This is a genomic window from Myxococcales bacterium (assembly GCA_016712525.1).
In the GTDB taxonomy this organism is placed as follows: Bacteria; Myxococcota_A; Polyangia; order Polyangiales; family Polyangiaceae; genus JAAFHV01.
Genome location: JADJQX010000007.1, coordinates 1,528,224 through 1,552,738 on the forward strand (window position 1 = coordinate 1,528,224; position 24,515 = coordinate 1,552,738).

Annotated in this window: 22 protein-coding genes, 1 tRNA gene and 1 pseudogene; 11 read left to right on the forward strand and 13 right to left on the reverse strand. The window is 69.3% G+C overall.

The genetic code is table 11. From position 1 onward, the window contains the following. Window positions 1-92: 92 nt before the first annotated feature. The 3 genes and pseudogenes from rpsO (at window position 93) to IPK71_23550 (ending at window position 4,042) form a co-directional block, all read left to right on the forward strand. Complete coding sequence (gene rpsO / locus IPK71_23540; GenBank protein ID MBK8216713.1) at window positions 93-362, forward strand: 30S ribosomal protein S15; 270 nt, start codon at window positions 93-95, stop codon at window positions 360-362. A 198-nt stretch (window positions 363-560) separates the two neighbouring features. Then, window positions 561-2,794: pseudogene (gene pnp, locus IPK71_23545) on the forward strand (polyribonucleotide nucleotidyltransferase). Window positions 2,795-2,977: 183 nt separating this feature from the next. Then, entirely contained in the window at window positions 2,978-4,042 is a 1,065-nt protein-coding gene (locus IPK71_23550; protein MBK8216714.1) for a hypothetical protein, read from the forward strand. Between the two features lie 12 nt (window positions 4,043-4,054). On the opposite strand, the gene IPK71_23555 is transcribed toward IPK71_23550, so the two are convergent. The 5 genes from IPK71_23555 to IPK71_23575 all read right to left on the reverse strand — a co-directional run bounded on the left by IPK71_23555 (window position 4,055) and on the right by IPK71_23575 (window position 9,247). Further along, window positions 4,055-5,797: a rhomboid family intramembrane serine protease gene (locus IPK71_23555; protein ID MBK8216715.1), complete on the reverse strand. Its 1,743-nt coding sequence runs from the start codon at window positions 5,795-5,797 to the stop codon at window positions 4,055-4,057. A gap of 76 nt (window positions 5,798-5,873) precedes the next feature. Beyond that, complete coding sequence (locus IPK71_23560) at window positions 5,874-6,650, reverse strand: hypothetical protein (protein ID MBK8216716.1); 777 nt, start codon at window positions 6,648-6,650, stop codon at window positions 5,874-5,876. A 69-nt stretch (window positions 6,651-6,719) separates the two neighbouring features. Then, on the reverse strand, window positions 6,720-7,823 hold the full coding sequence (locus tag IPK71_23565) for an isopenicillin N synthase family oxygenase (GenBank protein ID MBK8216717.1): 1,104 nt from the start codon (window positions 7,821-7,823) through the stop codon (window positions 6,720-6,722). After that, window positions 7,820-8,710 (reverse strand): hypothetical protein, encoded by an 891-nt coding sequence (locus IPK71_23570; GenBank protein ID MBK8216718.1) that lies wholly within the window; start codon window positions 8,708-8,710, stop codon window positions 7,820-7,822. The genes IPK71_23565 and IPK71_23570 overlap by 4 nt, the downstream gene beginning before the upstream one ends. Window positions 8,711-8,737: 27 nt before the next feature. Then, on the reverse strand, window positions 8,738-9,247 hold the full coding sequence (locus IPK71_23575; protein ID MBK8216719.1) for a hypothetical protein: 510 nt from the start codon (window positions 9,245-9,247) through the stop codon (window positions 8,738-8,740). A gap of 208 nt (window positions 9,248-9,455) precedes the next feature. Between IPK71_23575 and IPK71_23580 the strand changes: the two genes are divergently transcribed. Continuing rightward, the gene (locus IPK71_23580; protein ID MBK8216720.1) at window positions 9,456-10,700 is read left to right on the forward strand and encodes an aminotransferase class I/II-fold pyridoxal phosphate-dependent enzyme; all 1,245 of its coding nucleotides are present in this window, start codon (window positions 9,456-9,458) and stop codon (window positions 10,698-10,700) included. Between the two features lie 133 nt (window positions 10,701-10,833). Here IPK71_23580 and IPK71_23585 read toward each other — a convergent pair whose 3' ends face one another. The 6 genes from IPK71_23585 to IPK71_23610 form a co-directional block, all read right to left on the reverse strand. Beyond that, a complete protein-coding gene (locus IPK71_23585; protein ID MBK8216721.1) occupies window positions 10,834-11,901 on the reverse strand; it encodes a hypothetical protein in 1,068 nt (355 codons plus the stop codon). A 154-nt stretch (window positions 11,902-12,055) separates the two neighbouring features. After that, window positions 12,056-13,648 (reverse strand): protein kinase, encoded by a 1,593-nt coding sequence (locus tag IPK71_23590; protein ID MBK8216722.1) that lies wholly within the window; start codon window positions 13,646-13,648, stop codon window positions 12,056-12,058. A gap of 189 nt (window positions 13,649-13,837) precedes the next feature. Then, window positions 13,838-13,912 (reverse strand) — tRNA-Thr (locus IPK71_23595). A gap of 86 nt (window positions 13,913-13,998) precedes the next feature. Then, window positions 13,999-15,558 carry a GMC family oxidoreductase gene (locus tag IPK71_23600; GenBank protein MBK8216723.1) on the reverse strand — a complete coding sequence of 520 codons (1,560 nt, stop codon included), beginning with the start codon at window positions 15,556-15,558 and terminating at the stop codon, window positions 13,999-14,001. Beyond that, a complete protein-coding gene (locus IPK71_23605; GenBank protein MBK8216724.1) occupies window positions 15,542-16,036 on the reverse strand; it encodes a hypothetical protein in 495 nt (164 codons plus the stop codon). The genes IPK71_23600 and IPK71_23605 overlap by 17 nt, the downstream gene beginning before the upstream one ends. Continuing rightward, window positions 16,033-16,926 (reverse strand): FadR family transcriptional regulator, encoded by an 894-nt coding sequence (locus IPK71_23610; GenBank protein ID MBK8216725.1) that lies wholly within the window; start codon window positions 16,924-16,926, stop codon window positions 16,033-16,035. Before IPK71_23610 ends, IPK71_23605 begins: the two co-directional genes overlap by 4 nt. Before the next feature lie 174 nt (window positions 16,927-17,100). Between IPK71_23610 and IPK71_23615 the strand changes: the two genes are divergently transcribed. Together IPK71_23615 and IPK71_23620 are read left to right on the forward strand one after the other, a co-directional pair. Beyond that, a complete protein-coding gene (locus IPK71_23615) occupies window positions 17,101-18,141 on the forward strand; it encodes a DegT/DnrJ/EryC1/StrS family aminotransferase (protein MBK8216726.1) in 1,041 nt (346 codons plus the stop codon). Continuing rightward, window positions 18,138-19,253: a tetratricopeptide repeat protein gene (locus IPK71_23620; protein ID MBK8216727.1), complete on the forward strand. Its 1,116-nt coding sequence runs from the start codon at window positions 18,138-18,140 to the stop codon at window positions 19,251-19,253. Before IPK71_23615 ends, IPK71_23620 begins: the two co-directional genes overlap by 4 nt. An 86-nt stretch (window positions 19,254-19,339) precedes the next feature. On the opposite strand, the gene IPK71_23625 is transcribed toward IPK71_23620, so the two are convergent. Next, window positions 19,340-19,753 carry a hypothetical protein gene (locus tag IPK71_23625; GenBank protein ID MBK8216728.1) on the reverse strand — a complete coding sequence of 138 codons (414 nt, stop codon included), beginning with the start codon at window positions 19,751-19,753 and terminating at the stop codon, window positions 19,340-19,342. Between the two features lie 228 nt (window positions 19,754-19,981). Here IPK71_23625 and IPK71_23630 point away from each other — a divergent pair, with 228 nt between their 5' ends. From IPK71_23630 to IPK71_23645, 4 genes are all read left to right on the forward strand, one after another. Further along, window positions 19,982-21,640, forward strand: coding sequence for an FHA domain-containing protein (locus tag IPK71_23630; GenBank protein MBK8216729.1), 1,659 nt, complete (start codon window positions 19,982-19,984; stop codon window positions 21,638-21,640). A gap of 60 nt (window positions 21,641-21,700) precedes the next feature. Beyond that, the gene (locus tag IPK71_23635; protein MBK8216730.1) at window positions 21,701-22,411 is read left to right on the forward strand and encodes a serine/threonine-protein phosphatase; all 711 of its coding nucleotides are present in this window, start codon (window positions 21,701-21,703) and stop codon (window positions 22,409-22,411) included. A 24-nt stretch (window positions 22,412-22,435) separates the two neighbouring features. Continuing rightward, the gene (locus IPK71_23640; GenBank protein ID MBK8216731.1) at window positions 22,436-22,900 is read left to right on the forward strand and encodes a hypothetical protein; all 465 of its coding nucleotides are present in this window, start codon (window positions 22,436-22,438) and stop codon (window positions 22,898-22,900) included. A 70-nt stretch (window positions 22,901-22,970) separates the two neighbouring features. After that, window positions 22,971-23,222: a hypothetical protein gene (locus IPK71_23645; protein ID MBK8216732.1), complete on the forward strand. Its 252-nt coding sequence runs from the start codon at window positions 22,971-22,973 to the stop codon at window positions 23,220-23,222. Window positions 23,223-23,257: 35 nt separating this feature from the next. Here IPK71_23645 and IPK71_23650 read toward each other — a convergent pair whose 3' ends face one another. Next, window positions 23,258-24,073: a hypothetical protein gene (locus tag IPK71_23650; protein ID MBK8216733.1), complete on the reverse strand. Its 816-nt coding sequence runs from the start codon at window positions 24,071-24,073 to the stop codon at window positions 23,258-23,260. Between the two features lie 108 nt (window positions 24,074-24,181). Between IPK71_23650 and IPK71_23655 the strand changes: the two genes are divergently transcribed. Continuing rightward, complete coding sequence (locus IPK71_23655) at window positions 24,182-24,511, forward strand: ATP-dependent Clp protease adaptor ClpS (GenBank protein MBK8216734.1); 330 nt, start codon at window positions 24,182-24,184, stop codon at window positions 24,509-24,511. Window positions 24,512-24,515: the final 4 nt, after the last annotated feature.

The window sequence follows — 24,515 nt, forward strand, 5'->3', positions numbered from 1 at the left end:
TTCTGGCCCCCACGCGCTGTGTCGACATCGCGTGAGGGCGCGGCCCGCTGCGGTTCCGACTGCGTCTGGCCCTTTCCCCTGGAATCATCGAAATGCCGCTTCACTCCGAGAAGACGAGCGAGCTCGTCGCCAAGTTCCGCACCCACGAGACCGACACCGGCTCCCCCGAGGTGCAAATCGCGCTCCTCACCGAGCGCATCGGTTACCTGACCGAGCACTTCAAGACCCACGCGAAGGATCACCACTCGCGCCGCGGTCTCCTCAAGCTCGTCTCGAAGCGCCGCCGGCTCTTGAGCTACCTCAAGAACACGAGCCTCGACAGGTACCGCAAGACCGTCGCGGCCCTGAACCTCCGCAAGTAGACGTTTCTCCGAGGCGGGAAGGCCCAAGTGGCCCTCCCGCCTCGTCGCATTTTTCGCCACAACCCTCCCGCGTCCTCGCGTCCCGCTTATTGCTCTTCGATTCGTGCGTCCGACACCGTCGGGCCTAGGAACCGAGGACCAAAGGCGCCACACGAAGCCGGGCGTCAACCCCCACGAAGGGGGTCGTTCGAGGTCCATATGTCGTTCGTTCGCGAATCCGTCATGGTCAACGGCAAGCCGCTGACCTTCGAAACCGGTCGTCTCGCCAAACAAGCCCACGGCTCCGTCCTCGTCACGTACGGCGAGAGCGTCGTCCTCGTCACCGCCGTCTGCGGCGACGAGCGCCCCGGCTTGGACTTTTTCCCCCTCACCTGCGAGTACGTCGAGAAGACGTTCGCGGCGGGCAAAATCCCGGGCGGCTTCTTCAAGCGCGAGGGTCGCCTCCGCGACGACGAGATCCTCGTCGCCCGCATCATCGACCGCCCGTGCCGCCCGCTCTTCCCCGAGGGCTTCAAGAAGGACACGCAGATCATCGCGACGGTGCTCTCGAGCGACAAGGTCAACCCGACCGACGTGCTCGCCCTCACCGGCGCGAGCGCCGCGCTCCACATCAGCGACATCCCCTGGGACGGCCCCCTCGCGGGCATGCGCGTCGCGCGCGTGAACGGCGAGCTCGTGATCTTCCCGACGTTCGAGCAGCAGGCCGAGTCGGACCTCGACATGGTCGTCGCGTGCAGCAAGACCGCGATCGTCATGGTCGAAGGCGGCGCCGCCGAGGCGACCGAGAAGGACGTCATCGACGCCCTCATGTTCGCGCACGAGCAGGCGCAGCCCATCCTGCAGCTCATCGAGCGCATGCGCGCGGCGATCGGCCGCCCGAAGCGCGAGTTCACGCCCCCGAAGCTCCCCGACGCGATCGCGGCCCGCATCCCGGCCATCGTCGACGCGGCGATCCTCGAGTCGTCGCTCATCCGCGACAAGGCCCAGCGTTACGCCGGCTACAAGGCCGCCAAAGAGAAGATGGTGAGCACGCTCACCCAAGAGCTCGGCCAAGAGACGTTCGCCGCGAACGAGAAGCTCATCAAGGCCGAGTTCGACGAGCGCAAGTACAACGTGGTCCGCGAGTACGTGCTCGGCCAGAACCGGCGCATCGACGGCCGCGACATGGCGACCATCCGCCCGATCATGACCGAGGTCGGCCTCCTCCCGCGCGTCCACGGCTCGGCCCTCTTCCAGCGCGGCGAGACCCAGGCGATCGTCACGGCGACGCTCGGCACCTCGACCGACGAGCAGAAGATCGACGGCCTCATGGGCGAGACGTGGAAGCGCTTCTACCTCCACTACAACTTCCCGCCCTTCTCCACCGGCGAGACCAAGCCCCTGCGCGGCCCTGGCCGTCGTGAGGTCGGTCACGGTGCGCTCGCCGAGCGCGCGCTCCTCCGCCAAATCCCCGACGCGGCGCAGTTTCCCTACACCATCCGCATCGTCTCCGAGACGCTCGAGTCGAACGGCTCGTCGTCGATGGCGGCGGTCTGCGGCGGCACCATGTCCCTCATGGACGCGGGCGTCCCGCTGAAGGCGCCCGTCGCCGGCATCGCGATGGGCCTCATCTCGGATGGCCAGCGCACCGCGATCCTCAGCGACATCCTCGGCGACGAGGACCACCTCGGCGACATGGACTTCAAGGTGTGCGGCACGTCCAAGGGCGTGACCGCCATCCAGATGGACATCAAGATCGCGGGCCTCTCGCGGGAGATCCTCGCGACGCGCTCGAGCAGGCCCGCGAAGGCCGCCTCCACATCCTCGGCAAGATGCTCGAGACGCTCTCGCAGCCGCGCGCCGACCTCTCGAAGTGGGCCCCGCGCATCACCACCCTCAAGGTGAAGCCCGACCAGATCCGCCTCGTCATCGGCCCCGGCGGCAAGACGATCAAGGGCATCATCGACCAGACCGGCGTCGCGATCGACGTCGAGGACGACGGCACGGTCAACATCGCCTCGAGCGATCCCGAGGCCGTGAAGAAGGCCCTCGACATCATCAAGGGGCTCACCGCCGAGCCCGAGGTCGGCGCGATCTACAAGGGCACCGTCACCCGCATCGCGGACTTCGGCGCCTTCATCGAGGTGCTCCCGGGCACCGACGGGCTCCTCCACGTCTCCGAGATGGCCCACACGCGCGTCGAGCGCGTCACGGACGTCATGAAAGAGGGCGACGTGGTCGAGGTGAAGGTCATCGAGGTCGGCCGCGACGGAAAGATCCGCCTCTCCCGCCGCGAGCTCCTCCCGCTCCCCGAGGGCGAGGAGGGCGAGCGCGCCAAGGAGCGTATGCTCGCGTCGCGTGAGGCCGGCCCGCCGCGCGGCGATCGTGGCCCCCGCCGTGACGGTCCCCCGCGCGGCGACCGTGGCCGTGGTGGCCCGCCTCGCGGCCGCTGAACGACGCCGTCGACCATGACGCGGCGCTCTCTCCGGAGGGCGCCGCTTCTCCTTTTGTCGAAGAGCACGCGCTGCGTCACGGCAGCTTCGCAAGAACGACACGCGCTCGTCACCGATTCCGTGCGGCCGCCGACCCCTTTTGATACGACGGATCGACGAGCCCTCGCGGGCCGCCCTCCCCCTATGTGGAAAACCGAAGAAGGCAGCACGGGCCGCCTCGTCCAGCTCTGTATCGGATACTTCTTCTTCTACGTCGTGACCGGCGTAGCGGTGAAGTACTTCCAAGGTCGGGGCATGGGCGACATCGAGTACAACGTGTACTCGACCGCGGCCGGCACGAGCATCGCGCTCCTCGTCGTGTTCGTGAAGGGCTGGTACCGCCTCGAGAGCTCCGACCCGCGCCCCTTCCTCGGGCGGACCGTGCCCGGAGAGCTCCTCTACATCGTGCCGTCCGGCATCTGCACGGCGGTCGTCATCCCCACGACGACGCTCATGTACTCCCTGAAGGGCGTGAGCGTGATGGTCGCCATGGTGATCATGCGCGGCGCCGTCATCGTATTGAGCCGCCTCGTGGACGAGGTCCAGATCCGCCAAGGGATCCTGAAGAAGCGCGTCTACGCCGAGGAGAACGTCGGCGTGGTCGTCGCGGTCTCCGCCGTCGCGCTCACCCTCTTTTTCTCGAAGAACGGCGAGAGCGACACGCCCTTCTACAAGTCGGTCGCGGCCATGACGATCCTCGGCTCGTACGTCACCGCGTACGCCATTCGCATCTACATCATGAACTACTTCAAGAACACCCGGCCCCCGGGTGTTCGGCTCGACAACCAAGGCTTCTTGGGGCTCGAGCAGATCTCGGCGTCGATCACGATGGCGCTCGCGGGTCTCGTGATCTTCAACGCGCCCACGTGGTTCGGAGCCACGGCGCCGCAGGTTCTCCACTTCGTCGCGGCCATCCGCGCCCCGCGCCCCGACTGGTTCTGGGCGTTCCTCTCGGGCACGTCCTTCGGCATCGTGGCGTTTTTCTCGGTCTTCATCTTCATGTTCAAGGGGCGCACGGCCACGTTCGCCGGCCTCGTGAACCGCCTCACGTCCCTCGTCGCGGGCACGACGTCGACGCTGGTCGTCTGGGCCTTCTTGGGCGGCAAGCCTCCGAAGGGGCACGATTGGGGCGCCCTCGCCCTCATCTTCGTGGCCGTCTATTTCCTCACGCGCGCCGAGAAGCGCCGCGCGGCCGAGCTCCGCGGCTAAGCGAGCCGTACGTCACGGCGCGGCCGTACCTCGGCAGAGACCGTTCGACGTGAGCATGCGGCGCGCGATCTCGTGCCCGTCTTCCCTGCAGACGCGGAGCTCGAGCGCCTTCGCTTCGTCGCGGCGACCGAGGTCCGTGAGCGCGAAGACCTCGACCGCCGACACGGCGTCCACGTCGAGCCCCTTCGGGAAGAACGAGCGCACCGCGGGCACGGCGTCGCGGGTCGCCTTGACGTGCTCGAGCGCGGCCTTCGGATCGTGGGCGTCGAAGTAGGCCCGCATCGTGAGCTCGAGCTGAACCCTCGGATCTTTTGGGTATTTCGCCGCGAACGTGGCGATCTTCGCATCCCACCCGGCCGAGATTTCTTTCGAGGTGCCCTTCGGCAGCTCGTCCCGTGGGACGAGCAAGAGCATCGCGCGGTCGGCCTCGAGGCCGTCGAACGTCTTCGTGAAGTGGGCCCGTGTCTCCTCCGAGAAGGCCGAGCCGGTGCGCACGACAGCCGCGCGCCCTTTCGTCACCGCGGTCTCGAACGCCTCCGGGTCGGAGCGATCGAGCGCCTTCCCTGCCTGCCACGCGAGGACCCGCGGATCGTCCGGATACTCCTTGGCCCACCGGGCGTACGTCTCCTCGCTCGGTTGTCCTTGGACGGGCAGCTCCGCGTTCGGCACGACGGTCCGCAGGATCGACGCGAGGGCCGCGACGCGCGGGTAGCTTCGCGTCGCGACGAGGGCGAACGCGAGGACGACACCGAGCCCCCCCACGGCTGCGGCGGCCCGCGGCCACGCGACCCTGGGTTTGTCCCCTCGCGCGAGCGCACCGCGAATCTCCGAGAGCATGGCGGCTCCCACGAGCGCCCCCGTCACGGCCCCGCCGAGGTGCGCGCCGAAGTCCACGTGCTCACCGCGACCGCCGAGCATCGGCAAGAGGGACGGGACGAGCACGCGCGCGAGCTGGATCCGGAGCTGAGGCCGCTGGGCCGCAGGGTAGAGCTCGGCGAGGACGAGCCCGGCACCGAAGACACCGAGCACGGCGCCCGAGGCACCGACCGAGATCATGTCGCCGCGGTTCAGGGCGAGCGACACGAGCGAGCCCCCGACGCCTCCGAGAAAATAGAGGACCAGGAAGCGCGCCGCCCCGAGCGTGCGCTCGACGAGCACGCCCGCCATGACGAGCGCGATGCCGTTCATGAAGAGGTGCACCGGATCGACGTGCAAGAACGTGCACGTCACGAGGCGGAAGGCTTCGCCCTCCCGGAGCGCGGTCGGCCCGAGACCACCGAGCGCGTCGAGGGTGTCGAGGCTCGGAGATGCCCCCTCGCGTGGCCCCACGGCGGCCGCGTACTCGAGCACGAAGAACGCTGCGAGCACGGCGAGGAGGCCCCACGTGGCGCGGACGGGCTCACGTGGCGCGGGCAGCTCCTCCGCCTCGGGCTGGCCGAAGGCGACGCGGGCCTCGGGCGCTCCCGCCGCGAGGGCGCATTTCTCCTCGAAATTCCCCCACATACGGCTGTAGGAGAGGGTCGCCGTGACGACCTCGTCGCGTTCCTCCGTAAGGACCACGAGGCGGCGACGACGCACGAGGAAGCCCAAGCCGATGGCCGTCTCCACGACGTGCTCCCCTGCCCCGACCTCGACCGGCACGGTGAAGCCCGAGACGAACGAGCCTCGGTAGACGACCTCTCCGTCGACGGTCACGGTGACGGGCATGTCCGCCATGAAGAAGCCTGGGCGCGGGAAATGGACGACGAGGGTCATGCGATTCGCTCGAGGGGGAGAGGCGGCTCCCGCTCGATGTCGCACGAAATCCACGCAGGGTCACGCGGCGCGTCCTTCACGGCATGCAGCGAAACCGGACGAACGCGTCGCGCTTCACCGTGACGCGCGCCTCGCCGGAGACGAGCGGGACGTCGCGCGGAGGTGCCACGTCGTCGACCCGCACCCGACCCGCGCTCCTCGGGCACACGGCCCGCACGACCACGCCGGCGGCAGCGTCCGAGACGACCGAGAGCACGGCGCCCTCCCCTTCGGGCAGCCCGGAGACGCGCTCGAGGCGAACCGCGAAGAAGGCCCCGGCGAGCGATATCCCCCGCGGGGGCGCGCTCGTGACGGAGACCCTCGTGCCCCACGTGGTGTCGACGAGGACGTCCGGGCCGCGGACGCCCACGAGCACGACGAAATGATCGAGCCCCCACGACGGGTGCGCGGTGGGCAAGAGCTTCACGCCGGCGACGACCGGCCTCCCGCGGGAAACGGCCTCGGCGGTGAAGGTGCGGACGGCGTCGAAGCCGCGCGCCTTCATCCATGCGCCTTCTACGCCGAGCGCGAGCAGCGCGGCCGGGAGCTCGCTCGCGTAGAGGTCCGGGTGCGAGGGCTTCCCGGCCCGGTTCACGCGCGCCTGCGACACGTACGCGCCCAGCGCCAAGAGCCCCTCTTGGATGGCCGCCTCGCCGCACCATCCCTCCTTCGGGGATTCGGGCGCCTGCGCGACGGGCGTGACCGCGAGCACGGCCTCGGGAGGGTCGGCCTCGGCGGCGCGGCTCCCCCGAGCGGAGAGGACGAGCACGAGCACGAGCACCGCGCAGGAGACGGAACGGACGAAGGGCCGCATCCCGGATCGTCGCACTCGCGAGGCGTTCCGTGACACGGCCCACTCAACCTTCCGTAACAACTACACTTTTCAGCCGTGACGTATGGTCGCGAGGCGGTCGTAGTGGCGGTATCCGAGCTGACCGAGCGTCGACTCGGGGGCGAGCCCGATGTCGACGAGGGTCTTCAGCGCGTAGGTGCCCGCGAGCACCGGCGGGCTGTAGCTCTTGAGCACGTCCTGGCTCGTCCGGAACTTCGGGAGCGGGAAGAGCATCGTGTGCGGGTGCACGTGGACGAAGTGGGCGGCCGAGAGGCGCGACCACCCCGGCACGCCCGGCGCCGTGATGACGTGCGGCGTGGCGAGGAACGTGCCCCCCGTGAGCATCTCGAGCATCTGGCCGACCTGCGCGACGATGCAGCCCTCGGGCGCGGTCCCGCGGACCATCTGGCCCTCGGGGTGCTCCTTGGACGGGCGCGTGCGGAGGTAGAGGCCGCTCTCGCTGTCGGGGGCCTTCGCGACCTTGCCCTCCGGATCGTGGAATCTTCCGCCCGGGAGCAGCGTGAGCAGGTTGAAGTCCGTGTGCTCCTCGCCCCAGAGCACCTTCTTCTCGCGGGCCTGGTCGGCGTCGAGGGGGAGGTACCGCAGCATGCGGAAGATGTGCGGGCCGCCCGCACAGATCGTGTCGAACGTGTCGTGCGGCAGGTCGAGCGCCTTCGCCGCGCCTCGGAGGAGCGCGAGGCCCGCCTCGTGGAGCTCGCGCCCACGCGCGGTGTAGTCCTCGGCGAGCTTGCCGCCCGCATTCTCTTCCCCGTCGGGCCAGACGTTGTCGGCGAAGATCTCGGGGAACTGGACCTGGAGATCTTTGGGGATCTCGGTCGGCGTCGCGAACCAGCACTCCTTGAAGTCGGGCTGGCCGCCGGCGACCACGGCCTTCTCGGTGTTCGGAGGGGTCCACCCGCGCTGGTAGAAGAGGTCCGCGCGGTTGTACTTCTCCTTCTCGCGGGTCGGGCGCGCGCAGAAGCGCGTGAACCTGTCGTACGAGTCTCCCATGGGGCCGACGCCGTGGTTCTTCACGTAGACGAGGCCGTACACGCCGAAGCCTTTGCGAATGTCCTCGAGGGCCTTCGCTTCGTTCGGGCCGCCGCGCAGGTCGGCGAGGTCGATCGTGGGGATGTCGAGGTCGCTCACGGTCAGATCTCCCCGTACGCGCGCGTGATGACGCGGCGGGCGACCGACTGGGTGCCCGTGTGCTGGAAGTAGTTCGTCGACATGTCGATGATGGCCGCGGCGTAGTCGAGCCGGTCCTCGTTCACGTCGATGAGCTCCTTGATCTTGGCGAGCACGCCGTCGTGGGTCATGCCGCGCTCCGCGACGAAGCCCTGCACGTACCCCTCGGCCGACTTCAGGTTGTTCGTGACGAGGTCCTTCTTCTCGCCGAACCCTCCGCCCGGGAGAAACTCCGACACCCGCTGGAAGAGGCCCGACTGCATGAAATCGCTCTCGGCCGCGTTCTCGACCGTCGAGATGATCTTCTGCATGAAGTCCGGCCCGAGCGGGAGGAAGCAGTCGCACGCGACCCAGGCCGCGAGGCGCATCTTGTCCTCTTTGGCCGAATTCGCGAGGGCGCCCATGAAATCCCCGATGCTGTCGCCCGGGAGGCCGTTCGTCATGCAGAACGCGCCGAGCTCGCACGCGAGCTTCAGCCCCGCGTCGATCGACTGCGTGGTCTCGAGCTTGGGGGTGACGTTCTGGAGGAACCCGAGCCACTCGACGTCCTCGCCGAGCTTGGCCGCGAACGAGGTGAACCCTGCGAACGTCGAGGCCGAGTCGACCATCGAGTAGAGCGACACCGCGCGCTGGTACCCGTTGTCGGGGTCCATGTAGAGCTCGATCGCGCGGCCGGCGATGGCGCCGATCACGTCCTCTTCGCCCTCGCCCGTGGCCTCACGGATGGCGAGGTGCAGCGAGTTCACGTTGTTCCACTCGCCGGGCACGAGGTAGTCGAGCATGTTGAGGAGCCGAACCGTCATGTTCGACTCGGGGAGGGACGCGAGCAGCTCTTCGAGGTTGTTCGTGGTCATGGTGGGCTCCTTCGGTTCCTTCGTCGTTCAGAGCGTCGCGAGCTTCTTGAGGTCGAGCTTCTCGAGGATGGCTTTTCGCTGATCGTGCGACAGCGTGTCGCTGATGATCTTGGCCTGGTAGCGGTCCTTCACGAGCACCATCGTCTGTTTCTTGCCGAAGGTGGCGACGGGAAAATCGCCAATCTTTTCGGTAGATTTCGCGTACTTGTCCTTCGAGTCCGCGTTGTCGACGATGTCGGCGATCGTGAGGACGAGGACGTCCTTGCCGTCCTTCACGTACTTGGCCTCGGAGTAGCCGTCCTTCTCGGTGGTGAAGGTGCGCTTTCCTCCCTCGAGCTCCTCGGGGAAGAACGCGTTGAGCTTCTTGCCCTCGACCTGCTTCGGCGCGTTGTCCCCGAGGGCCTTCTTCTCTTCGAGCTTCTTCTCGGCGGCGGCCGCCGCGTCGGCGAACTGGGGGGCGTCCTTGGAGCAGCCCGTCGTAGCGACGAGCGCGAGCGCGAGGGGCGCGGGAAAGACGCGAGTGACGAGCTTCGGCATGATCGTTCCTTTTCGAGGGGAAGACGCGTCACCTACGCGGCGCCGCGCACCGTCTTTTACAACGAGGCGCACCACGGGCAGGCCACAATGTGCGAATTCTTCGCGCGAAAGCACGCTTGGAATTCGCCTCGCGCTCGGCACGATTCGTGTAAATAGCCGCCGTCCGCCCAAGGCCGAGGGGCCCGCGGGGCGGCGAAAGGGAAGCACCGTGAGCTGGATCCACGACAAGGCCAAGACCGAGCTCGAGCGCGTCAACCTCGCCCGAAAGAAGCAGGTCTACCCGTACTTCCGCCCCTTCGAGACCGGCGGGCTCCACACCACGATCGGCGGCAAACCTATCGTGAATTTCAGCTCGAACGACTACCTCGGCCTCACGAACCACCCGAAGGTCAAAGAGGCCGCGGTCAAGGCCGTCGAGAAGTACGCCTGCGGGCTCTCGAGCTCCCGCGTCCAGGCGACCACGGTGGAGCACGTCGAGCTCGAGCGCCGCCTCGCGAAGTGGTTCGGCTTCCCCTCGTGCCTGCTCTTCACGACGGGCTACCAGGCGATGGTCGGCCTCATCATGGCCCTCGCCGACAAGGACACGACCCTCGTCCTCGACAGCTTCAGCCACGCGTGCATCCTCGACGGGACGTTCCTCGCCGCTGGCATCCCCGGCAAGAGCCCCGAGGTTCGCTTCTTCAACCACAACTCGGCGAAGAGCCTCGAGCGCATCTTGAAGACCCGCGAGCGCAAGAACGCGCTCGTGCTCGTCGAGGGCGTCTACTCGCTCGACGGCGATCGCGCGCACCTCAAGGAGTTCGTCGAGATCTGCGCGAAGTACGACGCGGTGCTCGTGGTCGACGACGCGCACGGCACGGGCACGCTCGGCGAGCGCGGCACGGGCATCCTCGAGGCCGACGGGCTCGTCGGCAAGGTGCCCATCGTCGTCTCCACCTTCTCGAAGACGTTCGGCGGCATCGGCGGCATCCTCCTCGCCGACGACGACATCATCGACCTCGTGAAGCACAACGCCCGGAGCTTCCTCTTCTCGGCGTCCCTCCCCGTCCCCATCGTGGCGGCGGCGAGCACGATCTTGGACATGCTCGAGGCCGACGGCCCCGCCCTCGTGCGGGAGCTCCACCAGAAGTCCGACTACATGCGCCGGAAGCTCACCGGCATCGGCTTCGACCTCGGCGCGAGCAACACCCACATCATGCCGGTCATGTGCAAGGACGAGCGCAAGACGCTCTTCATGCACGTGGCGCTGCTCGAGTGCGGCGTGCTGATGGTGCCCATCACCTACCCCGGGGTGAAGCTCGGCGAGGAGCGGCTCCGCGTGAACGTCACCCGCGGCCACAGCCAAGAGGACATGGACCTCGCGCTCTCGCTGCTCGAGAGCTACGGCGAGGCGTTCTTCGTGCTGTCGGGCGAGGATCTCGGCCCGATGGAAGACGACGACGCCGCCTCCTGAGACGAGACGTGCCCGTACGACGAGGGCGCTCTCCCGAGACTCGGGGAGCGCCCTCTTCTGTTTCGTCCGATCGAACGCCCGAAGGCGGGCGTTTCGTTCCTCGAAAACGGCCCTGTCGGAGGCCGGCTCGACCTCAGAACGAGCCGCCCAGCGAGAGCGAGCCGCCGTTCGGGCCGAGGTCGGGGAGGATGCGGATCTTGGCCGTCTTGGCGGGGCCGCTCGGCGCCGTGAAGATCAAGGTGAGGCCGACGCCGATGGCGAGCGCGCCGCCGATGCCGAGGCCGATGGCGACCGCCTGGTTCGATTTGGCGGCGTCTTTCTGGCTCGTGCACGCGTCGTTGATGTCTTGTTCGCGCGGGAGGGCGCAGGTCGTCTTCGACTTGGAGTCTTGGCTGAGCGCGAGGATCTGGAAGACGAGAGCGGTCGCCCCGACGGCGACACCCGTGCCGGTGACGACACCACCGATGATGCGCTGGGTCGAGCCGCGCGACGACGTGCCCGCCTCGGCCGGCGGTGGGAGGATCGTGCCCCCCGGGGGCGGCGTGGTGGCGCCCACGGGCTCGTCCTCGAGCGCAGGCACCTCGATGCGGTCGGTGCCGGGCCCTGCCTTGACCGTGATCCGGCCCGTCCACTTCTTCTTGCCCTTGGCGACGACCTCGATGGCGTGCTCGCCCGGGTCGACGGGGATGTCGCTGCCGAGCGCCGCCTTGGGGACGGAGACCCCGTTGCGCGTCACGGTGACCTCGTCCGGGATCGCCGCCTTGAACCCGATGACGAGCTTGTGGAGCTGAGGCTCGAGCTTCGACGCCGCGGCGCGCGCGGTGGCGGCGCGCTCTTTTTGGCCACGCTGATCCGCCATGCCCGCGGCCGTCTGGTAGCTGCCCCAGGCGCTCGCGACCTTGCCCTGCTTCTCTTGGCAGGTAGCGAGATTCATGAGGGTTCCGGGCGAAGGGTCGGCCTCGTTGCTTCCGGCGAAGGCCCTGCACGCGCTCACGTAGTCGTTCGTCTCCATGGCCTTCAGACCATCGTTGAAGAGCTTCTCGGCGAGGGCGATGTCGTTGGCGGACGCGCTCGGGGCGAACGCCATGGCCACGGCCATCGCCGCGGCGGCGACGAAGGCCCGCGCCGGACGCGCCGGGCGCGTGTAGGGCCGAGTCGATGCGTGGGAGAGGAGGCTCGCGGAAGGGCCGAGGGTCGACATACCCGCCGTTATACAGCGGATCGCGGCGAGGGTACCGTGCGAAACCGTCATCGTCGCCCGAGGCAGCGCCCGACGAACGAGCTCCGAGGGAAGGCCCACGAAACGCGGGGCGGCCGACGATTCGTCGCCAGCCTTTCCATGCTGCCGCTCGCCTTCAGCGCGAGGTCTGGAGCGTGCTCGTCGGTTTGGGCGTCGGTGCGGCCGTCGCCGGTGTCGGCGGGGTCGCAGGCGGAGTCGCGGGGGGCGTCGCCGGGGGGCTCACCGGAGGCTTCTTTCCGCCCTGAGGCGGGGTCGCGGGCACCTTCGGCACCACCGCCACTGCCGTCGCCGAAGGAGGCGGGGCCGCGGTCGCCGCGACGGTGGCGCTCGGGACCTCGGCCGTCGGAGCCGCCGAGTGGCTCGGAGGGGCCGTCGGAGCGGTCGTCACCGGCACCTCGGCCGATGCGCTCGCGCTCCCGGCGGTGCCCGAGCCGCCCGAGGACTTCTTGCCCACGACGGTGTACGCGCCGATGCCGACCGTCACGAGGAGGAGGAAGGCGCCGATGCCCACGAAAATGCCGGTGTTCGAGCCGCGCGAGGGCACGCCCGCGACCGACGAGCCCTCGGGCATCAGCTCGGCGCCCGAGTGGCCTTGGGGTTGCGCGACGAACCCGCCCGAGCCGAGCGCCGCGGTGGCCGCGACGGGCACGTTGACCGGGTTGCCCGTGTTGGCGCCGAACGCCGGCACCGACGCGTGCGACGGGCGCATGGGCGTTTGAGGCAGGTACCCGGCCTGGGAGATGGGTTGCGTGTACCCTGCACCTTGAGGGATCGCGAGGGCCCCGCTCGGGGCTTGGGCGCGCCCGACCGCGACGACCGGGAGGTGCGCGTACGCCGGCGCGAACGGCGCGAGGTGCGCCGCGAGCTCGGCCACGGTCGCGAACCGATGCTGCGGCTGCCGCTGGAGGCATCGCATGACGACGGCCTCGAGCTCGGGGCTCACGTGCGGCGCGCGCTGCCGAACCGGGAGCGGATCCTGCTCGAGGATCGCCGCGAAGAGCTCACCGAGGTTCTCGCCGTTGTAGGGCACGGCGCCGGTGAGAAGCTCGTAGAGGATGACCCCGAGGGCCCAGATGTCGGCGCGCACATCGACGCTCTTCGAGCTGCGGAGCTGCTCGGGCGACATGTAGAGCGGAGAGCCCAGCATGGCCTTGGTCGACGTGAGCGCGCCGCTCATCGGCCCGAGGCTGTTTTGGGCCTTCGAGATGCCGAAATCGAGGACCTTGACGATCTTCGAGCCGTCGGGCTTCGTGGCGAGGAAGAGGTTCGACGGCTTGAGATCGCGGTGGATGATGCCGAGCTTGTGCGCCGCGTGGATGGCGTCGGCGGCCTGGAGCAGGTAGCTACACGCCTCGTCGGGCGGGAGCGAGGCGCGGGTCTCGAGGAGCTGCGAGAGGTCTTGCCCCTCGAGGTACTCCATCACCATGTACTGGAGCCCGTTCGACCCCGACACGTCCACGTCGACCACGCGGGCGACGTGCTCGTTCAAAATGTTCGCGGCGGCGCGCGCCTCTTGGCGGAACCGCGCGTTCGCTTCTTCGTTCGCGGCGGCCTCGGCGAGGAGGAACTTGACGGCCACACGCTGCCCGAGCCCCTCGTGCTGGGCCGAAAAAACGGCGCCCATGCCGCCCTTTCCGAGGAGCCTCTCGATGCGGTACTTCCCCTGGAAGAGGTCCCCGGGCACGGGTAATTCGGCTGGTTTGTTCATAGCGAAGCTCGGGCGAGTCGAGCGCGAGGCGAAAAGAGCCTCCCCCTCCGACAGAAAGGTACCGAATCGCCCACCCGGGGACAAGCTCGCGGGCTCGAAAGAGGGCGATCCCCGCGGCCGAGGGCCGAGGCCGCCGCGCGCGAGGCCCCGAAACGAAAAAGGCCCGGGAGACGGGCCTTCGCGAGAACCTGGAGCCGCTTTGGGGACTTGAACCCCAGACCTACGGTTTACGAAACCGTTGCTCTACCACTGAGCTAAAGCGGCGATGACGGCCGCGGAAGTACGCGGCCTCGCGAGATCCGTCAAGCAGATTCGGCTTACCTCACCGAGACCGCGGGTTTTCCGAGGGCTCATGCCGCCGCGACGCGCCTCGAGCCCGAGGCGATCGCCGTGGACGCGTAGCGCGCGAGCGCCATGATGGAGTGCTGCGGGTTGACGCCGAGGTTCGTCGGGAAGACGGACGAGTCGACGACCCAGAGCCGGTCGGTGCCGTGGACCGCGAACGAGGGGTCGACCACCGACGTGCCCGCGTTCGGCCCCATGCGCGCGGCCCCGAACAAGTGGCTCGAGACGAGCCCGTACGCGCGCGGATCGAGCGGCCCCTCGCGAAGGAGCCGGATCTCGTCGGGAGAGCGGAGGACGGTCGGCAATCCGAAGACGCCGGGCCACACCTCACGAGCGCCGGCGTCGAAGAAGAGCTCGGCGATCGTCGCCAGCGCCTTCCGCGCGATGCGCATGTCGTCCTCTGTGGGAGAGTATCGGATGACGTCGTTTCCGAAGACGTCGCGGGAGATCTCTCCCTCGGCGCGCGCCCGGAGCTGCGCCACCCAAACACCGACGTCGTCGAGGTGCGCCATACGCGAGAGGAGGTCGTGCCCGACACCGGGGAGACGCGCCGCCGCGAGCTCGGGAGGCATGCCGATCGTCTCGAGCTTGAAGCGCTCGGTGGCACGAAAGTGCGTGCTCTCGGCCCCCTGCGTGGCGCCGAAGGTCATGTGCACCGTGCGGTCGAAGAGCGCCCCCATGCCCACGCCAGGGTGGACCTGGAAATGCTTGCCGAGGGCCTTCGCGCGGACCCCCGAGCGACGGAGGAGGTTCGGGGTCTGGATGGTGCTCGCGGCGACCAAGACGCCGAGGCGCGCGCGAAGGTGCACCGGGGCACCGCCTTTGGCCCGCCCAACGACGCCGACGGCGCGGCTCCCCCTCACCTCCACGTGCGACACCTTGCACGACGTGTAGATCCGCGCCCCGAGCCGCAGCGCCCAAGGCACGTAGGTGACCGACATGCTCTGCTTGCGCGCGTTCGGGCACCCTTGGAGGCACCGCGCGCTCCCTTCGCAGCCGGCGTCGTAGCGGCGCATCGGAGCGGCGTCGTAGCCGCGTTTCTTGCACTGTTCGAGGAAGAGACGGCTGTTCTCGCCGAGCACGTCCGGGGCCACGCTGCGCACCGACAGATCGCGCTCGAGGGCGTCGAAGTGCGGCTCGAGGTCTCGCTCCGGGAGGTCGACGCCGAAGCGCTCCTTCCACTCCACGAGGACGTCCCCAGGGATACGCCACGCGATCGCCGAGTTCACGAACGTGCTCCCGCCGACGGCGGACCCCTGCAAGATCGGGATGAAAGCGCGGCCCTGCGCGACCTGCATGCCACGGTCACGGATGGCCGCGGAGAAGATCCCGTCGACCGAAGGGCTCGTGTCCCGCGTTCGAATCCATGGCCCCTCTTCGACGATGGCAACGCTGTAGCCGTGGCTCGCGAGCGTGTGCGCGGCGACGGCCCCCGACGCGCCCGACCCGACGACCACGAAGTCGACGTCGTCGGTCACGGGGCGCACGCGGAGGGACTCTCCGGCGACCACGGAGGCCTCGTGCCCGTCGTCCGCGAAGGCGCGGCCATCATGCGGCGTCGTCATGGCGATCTCCTTGTTTTTCAACGCGTTTTTCGCCCTTGCGGAGGGGCACGAGGGCGTCGCGAGCGGGCGGGCTCGTGACACGCTTCGCCACGGCGGGGTGCGCCGCGTAGAGCTGCGCGGCCTGGGCCTTGAGCAGGAAGACGATCTGCCGGAAGAGATAGATGGGGCTCGACGCCATGCCGACGAGGAGCGCCTCGCGATCGGCGACCGAGAGCGACCCGAACGCCGGGAACCGACGGAGCACGACGACCGGCGCGACCACGGCCACGATCCAGAGCGCCGCCCGGAGCGTGAGCGCGTGATCGAAGCGGGAGGTGCGGCAGAGGCGCGCGTAAAAGGCGGCCGGACCGAGCGACGTGATCGCGACCTCGCCGTCGCCTCGCGGGGGCTCCGGGAAGATGGCTGCGAACACCAGGGGCACCCACCCGGCCTCGAGGGGCGAGAGGGGCGCGTGGGCGGCCCGAGACTCGGCGCTCACGGCTTCTTCCTCGGCTTCGGGGCGCTCGGCTTCTTCGGCGCTTCGGCGCGCGGCTTCGGGCCGTCGTCGGTCGTCGGGGCGTTGCGCTCGAGCCACTCGGCGTCGTGGGCCTCGAGCGCGGAGCGCACCTGCGTGCGCGCGAGGTCCGCGTCACGGGTCGCGAGGAGCGCGAGGATCGCGTCGTAGAGCACGAGCGCTTGCTCGCGCCGGTCGTAGAGGCGAGCGACGAGCTCGGGGTACTCGTCGGGGAAACGAGCGAACGAGTTCAACACGAGCTCGAACCCGACGTTGCCCGCCGCGCGGACGAGCGCGCGCTGGAAGGCCATGTCCCCTCGTGCGTAGAGCACGGCGTCGTGGAGGCGGCCCTTCTGCTCGTCCCTGAGCTGCTCGAGCACGCGCACGTCTTCCTCGGTGTGGCGCACGGCCGCGAGGGCCATGGTCTCGGCCGACAGCGCGCGCCGCACCTCGAGGATGTCGGCCATGAGCTTGCGCCAGGTCGGCTCGCCGGGCGCGAGGGAGGCCACGAGCGTCGGGAGCGTGTCGAGCCCCGCACGCTCGCGCCACGACGCGACCAACGTACCGGCCCCGTGGCGCGTGGTGATGAGGCCGAGCGCCTCGAGCCGCGCGAGCGCCGCGCGCAACGTGAGCCGGTTCACGCCGAGGGCGAGCGAGAGCTCCCGCTCCGAGGGCAGGCGCGACCCGGGGGCCAAGCGCCCCGCGAGGATCTCGGCCTGGAGCCGCTCGGCGACCGCGTCGACCACGCTCGACCGCGCGATGGGCACGAGCGACATGACCTTCGAGGCGTCGTCCGCGGAGGCCTTGGCGGAAGCCTCGGCGATGGGGCTGGAGAGGGAGGGCGGCGGTTTGGGGGAGGAGGGGGGGCGGGCCATGGGTTCCTGAGTGGTTCAATCACTTAGCCATGGCTGGGCGGGCGCGCAACCCATTTCGCACACGACGGCCAAGCCGCGCTGGATTCCGGGATATCCGCGCGGGGAGAACGCGTAACGCCTTTCGCAGAGGACGAGCGGACGGCCCCTGGGCGATTGGTGTACCTTCGTTCGCCGATGATCGACTTGAGGAGTGACACGGTCACGCGCCCCGGAGCCGCGATGCGCGCGGCCATGGCGAACGCCGAGGTCGGGGACGACGTCTTCGGAGAGGATCCGAGCGTGAACGCCCTCGAGGCCGAGGTCGCGGACCTGCTCGGCAAAGAGGCCGCGCTCTTCGTGAGCTCGGGGACCATGGGCAACCAGCTCGCGATCGCCGCGCACACACGACCCGGCGACGAGGTCATCGTCGGCGAGGGGGCGCACGTCGTGTTCTACGAGAGCGGCGCGGGCCCCGCCCTCTCCGGCGTGCAGTTCGCCATCGCCGGGCGCGGAGGGCTCTTCGACGGCGACGACGTCCGCGAAAAGGCGCACCCGACCGACGCCTACTACTGCCCCCGCACCTCGCTCGTGTGTGTCGAGAACACCCACAACCGGGCGGGCGGGCGCGTCTTCCCCGAAGCTCAAATCGGCCGGATCGCCGAGGCCGCGCGCGCGCTCGGGCTGGGGCTCCACCTCGACGGGGCACGCCTCTGGAACGCGGCGGTCGCGACCGAGACGACGGTCGCCGAGCTCGCGCGCCCCTTCGATACGATCAGCGTGTGTTTCTCGAAGGGCCTCGGCGCTCCGGCGGGGAGCGCGCTGGTCGGCCCGAAGGCCATCGTCGCCGAGGCCCGTCGCACACGAAAACGCTGGGGCGGCGGCATGCGCCAGGCAGGGATCTTGGCGGCGGCCGCGAGGTACGCGCTCGCGAATCATCGGGCTCGGCTCGCCGAGGATCACGCGAACGCGAGGAGCCTCGCCGAGCGCCTCGTCGCTCGAGGGGAATCGACGGGCCTCCGCGTGACGGCCCCCGAGACGAACCTCGTGGCGATCGACACCCGCGCGCCGGCCGACGCCGTGGCGCGGCTCGTCGAAGAAGCGGGGGTTCGCGTGTCCGCCTCGGGGCCCTTTCGCCTCCGGGCCGTCACCCACCTCGACGTCTCGGCCGACATGATGCGCGTCGCGGCGGACGCCATCGCCGACGCGCACGCCCGGCTCGTCGCGGAGGCACGATGAAACGCCTCGCTCACGCGCTCGTGACGGCGGCCGCCTTGGTCGCCTGCGGCCACTCCACGACCGAGTACCAGCGGTCGTTCGCCGAAGGTCGGCGCGCGTCGTCCGCGGGGAGGTTCTCCGAGGCGGCCGAGGCGTTCGCGCGGTCGGCCAAGCTCGCCGAGAAGGAGCGCGATCGGGACCACGCCGAGCTTTTGGCCGCGGTCGAGAAGGCCCGCGCGGGTGACGTCGCCGCGGCCCTGCGCGAGCTCGACGCGCTCGGGGCCCGCACCCCGACGAACGGGACACGCGAGGAGGCCCTCTACAAAGCCGCGGATCTACGAAGGAAATCGGGGTCCGAAGCGCGCGGGCTCGCCGACCTCCGCGCCTTCGTCGAGGCGCACCCGAGGAGCCCACTCGCCCGTCCGGCGCTGGGCCACGTGCTGCGCGCCCACGAAGGCGGCGACGAGAGCCCCGCCGGTCGCGCCAAAGGCTACGCCTTACTCGGCGAGCTCGCGGCGAAGGTCCCCCCCGAGACCGAGGTCGGTCAGAAGATCGCCTACGAGCGCGCCGCACGCACCGAGCCTCGCGAGGCTCGCGTGAAGGCGTACGTGGCCCTCGCCGACGCGTTCCCCTACCCCCGCGGGTCCTACTGGGACGACGCCCTCTTCACCGCGGCGACGCTGGAGGACGAGGCCGGCCACCCGAGCGAGGCCATCGTGCTGCTGCGGCGTATCGTCGCCGAGCGGGAGACGTCGGACGTGGTCGGGAGCTACCAGAGGCCCAAGCTCACGCCGGCGATGCGCCTCATCGCGCGCATCCAGGCCGAGAAGCTCCACGACCGGGACGCGGCTCGAAAGACGCTCCACGAGCTCTACGCGAGCTACACCACGTCCCTCGAGCGAGACGACGCGCTCTGGGAGATCGCCAAGCTCCACCGCGAGGACAAACACGAAGACGAGGCCTGCGCGGCGCTCGAGACGCTCGTCGGGACGTTCCCGGACTCGCGCTACGTGCCGTGCGCGTCGGCGGTGTGCCCGCGCGTCGCGAGGCCGGCGAAGAGCCGTGCGCCCACGACCTGCCGAGGGTACCTCCTCCGCGAGAGCGCGACGGACGCGGCCGCGCCGAAGCCCTGACCCCCGGGTTCTCGGCGACATCGGGCCAGGAACGAAGAAGGGGCCCGAAGGCCCCTCGAGACGATCCGAAGTCCCGCGCGCGCGGGTCAGCCTTCGGTCTCTTCCTCTTCTTCTTCCTCGTCGCCGTCCTCGTCGTCGAGGTCGTCGTCGTCCTCGTCGTCGAACTCGTCGTCCTCTTCCTCTTCTTCGTCCTTCTCCTCGTCGGGATCGGGGGTCGAGGCTTTTTTGTCGAACTTGATGTCGATGCCGACGTCACCGCGCTGCGCGTCGATCAGCTCGAAGAGCTCGTCGACGTCGTCGCCGGACCATTCGTCGAGCATGTCCGTGAGGAACTCGAAGAAGTCGCCGCTGTCGAGCCGACGCTCGATCTCTTCGACCTGCTCCTCCGTGAAGGCCTCGAGGATGTCTTCCCGCAACGTCTCGGTGTCGCCCTCCTCGATCGCATCCTGCGCCGAGAGCCGAATCTGCCGAACCGCACGCTTGTCGAGGACGATCTCCATTCCCTTTTTTCTCCGGGCTCCGTGAGAGCTGCGGCGACCATTACGCAAAGGCCGCTACGCATGTCAACAGGACGAAAGAGCCATTTTCGCGTGACGGGGCGCGGCGCACGACGAGAGCCGCTGGCCAACCACATTTCCTCGCGGAACGACAGCGCTTCGCGCGAATCGACATCGTGACGTCGACCGCGCTTGACGATGAGGCGCGCCCTATTGTCCCATCTTGGTTGCGTGATCTGCTCTCTCTGCGGCCGTAACAACGCGTCCCACCTCGTGTTCTGCGAGGAGTGTGGCAATCGCCTCGCCCCGCGCGTGGCCCCACCCACGCCCCTCGTCGAGGCTCCCCCGCGCCCGGGCGCCGAGGTGCGCTGTGGCATGTGTGGAACCTCGAACCCTCTGGGTGAGCGGTACTGCATGGCCTGCGGTCAAGCGCTGCCCCAACCTCAGGCCGCGCCGCCGGTCCCGGTGCCACAGCCCGCCGTGCACGTCCCGCAGCCCGTGCCCGTCGCGCACACTCCGGCGCCGCTGCCCGTCGCCCCGGCCCCCCAACCGGTCCTCGTCGCGCCCGTGCAGAACGTCCAACCCGTCCCGGTCGCGGCCGCCTACCCTTCGCCTGCGGCCCCCCCCGCGGCGGGCTCGGCTCCGAGGCTCCAGCCTCAGCCCGTGATCGACGTCGCCCCCCAACCGGAGGCGCTCGGGGCCCGCGTGTGCGGGCGATGCCAGGGCGCGAACCAGCCCTCGTCCCTGTTCTGCCGCTATTGTGGCGCGTCGCTCGCCAACGCCGGCGCGGCGGCCCCGGTCACCCCCGAGGCTCCACCGGCACCTGCACCGGTGGCCCCGCCTCCCGCTCCCGCCGCGGCTCCCCCTCCCGCCCCGGCTCCCCCTCCGCCACACGCCGAGGGACCTCGGCCCGGGCACGTCTTCGCCAAGACCACCGTCGACGACCGGCCACCCACGGTCGACGATCGCCCCTTCGAGCTCCCGAAGCCCTCGGCCGAGCTCTCGATCGAGCCGTCCCGCCCGAAGGAGCCCTCGACCGAACGAGACTCGAGCCCGCGCAAGGGGACGTGGCTCAACACGAAGCCTCGTCCGTCGCGCGGCCAGCTCGTGGTGATCACGAAGGACGGCACGCCCGGACCGAGCTACCCCATCTACGACCAGGTCGACATCGGGCGCTCCGAGGGGGACGTGATCCTCGGCGACGACCGCTACCTCTCGCCGCGTCACGCCCGGCTCGTGTTCCGCGAGGACCGCCTCTACCTCCGCGACCTGGACAGCGTGAACGGCCTCTTTTTGCGGGTCTCGTCGCTCCGCGGCAAAAAGATGGGGGACATCGAGCGGGCGCCCCTGCCCCCCGGGAGCCCGGCCTCCGCCGTGGCCGACGTCGACTCGAATGTGGCCATGGAGCTCCAGGATCAAGACTTGATCCTGATTGGGCAACAGGTGCTAAGGTTCGAGGCTCTCAAAGACGGCGAGGCCGGTCTCGGTCCAGCCTCGGAGCACGGGACGCTGCTATTCGGCACGCCCACGGCACCACGCTACGCTCGACTGAGCCAGCGCACCGTCGAAGGGGTTACGCGCGACGTCTACTACATTCGGAAGGTGGAGACCGTGCTCGGGCGAGAGTCGGGAGACGTAGTGTTCACGGACGATCCGTTTCTCTCGCGGCGGCACGCGGCCTTTCTCGTGCTGCCTGCCGGCGACGGTCGCTCCGAAAAAGCGCCGAAATCCGCGGCGTTGCGTAAGCGAGCTGCCGTTCATCTCGTCGACCTCGGCTCGTCCAACGGCACGTTCCTTGGCCTCCGAGGCGAGACCGAAGTGCGCACCGGCGACCTCGTGCGGATGGGCCAGCAGCTCTTTCGCATCGACATCGGGGGTGGTCATGGTTGATCTCGTTCCCTGTCGATCCGTCCCACACTCGGGTGTTTGCCCGATCGAAGAAGGTCGCGCGTGACCCAGCCGCCCCCCAGCGTCGAGAACCTCGCGGATGCGACGGAGGCCGAGGCCACCGCGGCCACGTCACCGATTCGCGTACGCCTCTTCGCGCGCACCGACGTCGGTCAGGTGCGTGAGCACAACGAGGACAATTTCCTCGTCGCGGACCTCAGCCGAAAGTCGCGCGGCCTGCTCGAGGCGAACCGTCCCACGGGCATCGGCCCGCACGGCGCGCTCTTCGCCGTATGCGACGGAATGGGCGGCGCCGCGGCGGGGGAGGTCGCGAGCCAGATGGCCGTCGACATCATCTACGAGCGCATGGTCGACGGCCTCGACGGGTTCCCGGCGGGCATCGAGCGCGACGACGTAGCGAGGCGCCTCGTCCGCGCGATCGAGATGGCCGGCTTCCGGATCTTCTCCGAGGCCAAGAGCGACCGCTCGCGCCGCGGCATGGGCACGACGGTCACCGGCGCGGCCCTCGTCGACGACCACCTCTTCCTCGGCCAGGTCGGAGACTCGCGCGGGTACATTCTGCGCGGCAACCGGCTCGTCCAGGTGACGCGCGACCAATCGCTCGTCAATCAGCTCATCGAGGCCGGCCAGCTCACCGAGGAAGAAGCCGAGACCTTCGAGCACAACAACATCATCCTCCAGGCCCTCGGCACGTCCGACACGGTGCAGGTGGACCTCACGTACGTGCAGCTTCGCAAGGGCGACACGCTCTAGCTCTGCTCCGACGGCCTCTCGGGCATGATCCGCTTCGACGACATGCGCGACATCCTGCGCTCGTCGACCGAGCCGCTCGACCTCTGCAAACAGCTCACCGAGCGCGCCAACGCCGCCGGCGGTCACGACAACATCACCGTCATCATCGTCCAGTTCGACGGCGAGGGCCTCCGCGAGCTCGACGAAGCCGGGATCACCGAGCTTCAGTACCGCAAATACATTCTCGAAAACGACGGCCAGGGCGCGTCGTACGGCCAAAACGACGACGCCCCGCCGGGTGCGCTTTTTCGGCCCGACGACCCGAGCCAAGCCTCCGCCGGAATTCGACCGCTGAGCGTCCCCCCGGGCGGATGGCAAGAGCGTGCGCCGCACGTCGACGACGACAAGATCGACATCCCCGGAACCCACGTCCCGGCCTGGATCGTGGCGCTCATCGTGCTCGGGGTCGTCGGGGCGCTCTTCGTCTCGGCGGTCCTCCTCCTCAAGTGACGCAGACGAGGCCTGCGTGCGGGCGCCGAGGCGCTTGTCACGCGCGCCCGATGCGCTACGGTGCGGCGAAATGACACAACCTTCGGTTCGCGTCGGATCCACTTCGCAGCTCTTCGTCGACGACGAGCCGTCGTGCGACGCGTGCGGGGAGAGCCTCGCGGCCGCCCCGGACGAAGACGGCCCACCTCGCGGCGAGGGCGCCCTGCTCTGGTTCCGTGACGGCGCGTTCCGAGAAGAGAAACGGCCCCTTTGCCCGTCCTGCGCCGCTGCGATCGGCATGACGGCCCTCTCGCGCTGGGCGAGCGAAGAGGACGAGGGCTGACACGGTCGCCCCGGGGGCCGCGGCGCGATTCGACGTCAGTTGACGAGCTTGGGGTCGATCGAGGGGACCCGCGCCCCGTCGGCGAACGGGCTCGCTTTGGGCGGAGCCGCGCGGAGGCGTTCGTTGCAGAGCGCGTAGACGGGCGAGTCGAGGGGCACACGAGAGACCACGAGGGCGAGCTCCTGGCGTAGGAGCAGGCTCACGAGCCGGACGGCCATGTCCTCGGGCAGGCTCGGGTTCAGCACCAGCGCGAGGCGCACCCGCGAGCGCGTGGACCACCGGGCCGAGCACGCGATCTCCGAGAGGACCGCGCGCGATCCGGGGCGCCGCGTGGCGAGGCGCACGACGTGCTCCTCCGTGAGCCGAGGGTTCACGAGGAGCCTCCGAATGACCTCCGGGTGAGGATCGGAGAGCACCTTCTCGAGCGTGTCCCGATCGGGGCGCCTGGCGAGGCTCTTTCGCTCGCCGAGCGTGAGCACACGGCCTCGCCCGTAGTCCGGCACTCGAGCCTCGTCCTCGTCGTCGGCGCCGGGGAGGCGTGGGTCGCGCGACACGGGGGCGCGCGGCCGCGACCTGAGGAGGCGCTCGAGGCAGAGCAAATTTCGACCGGCGGCCTCTTCGCGGAGGCGCTGCACGGCCGCCTCGCATCGAGGCTGGTTCATGGCGGTGACGAGCGGGACGAGCGCCTCGCGCGCCCCGGCATCGAACGTCTCGGCGAGCCCGCCGAGCTCGTCGAGAGAGTCGGCGAGGAAACCCGGCTGCGACGTCAAGAGGAGCTCCTCGGCGTACGCCTGCCGAAGCTCGGCGTCACCGAGGGCGAGGAACGAACGGACGAGCTTTTTCCCACTCATTTCGCCCTAGACTGTAGCAGACGGAACGGTGAGCCTTGCGAGAAGCCCCTCCAAGCCAAACCTTGCTCGGCCGAGAGCCCCGAAAAACGCCCCGCCCCTCTCCCCTCCATGAGCGCCAACGATCCCAAGCCACCGAACCCCGACCTCGGCGAAGAGCTCGACGTCGAGACCGTGCCCGTGTCGCAGGTGCCCCGGCGATACAAGGTCATCTTCCACAACGACGACTACACGACGATGGAGTTCGTGATCGAGGTGCTCCAGCGGTTTTTCCACAAGACCGCGACCGAGGCGATGCACATCATGTTGACGGTCCACAAAAAAGGGGCCGCCGTGGCGTGCGTGACCACCCGTGACGTCGCCGAGACCAAGACGTCGCAAGTCATGGATTATGCACAAGAAAATGGAATGCCGCTCCTCGTCACGAGCGAGCCGGAGTGAACCG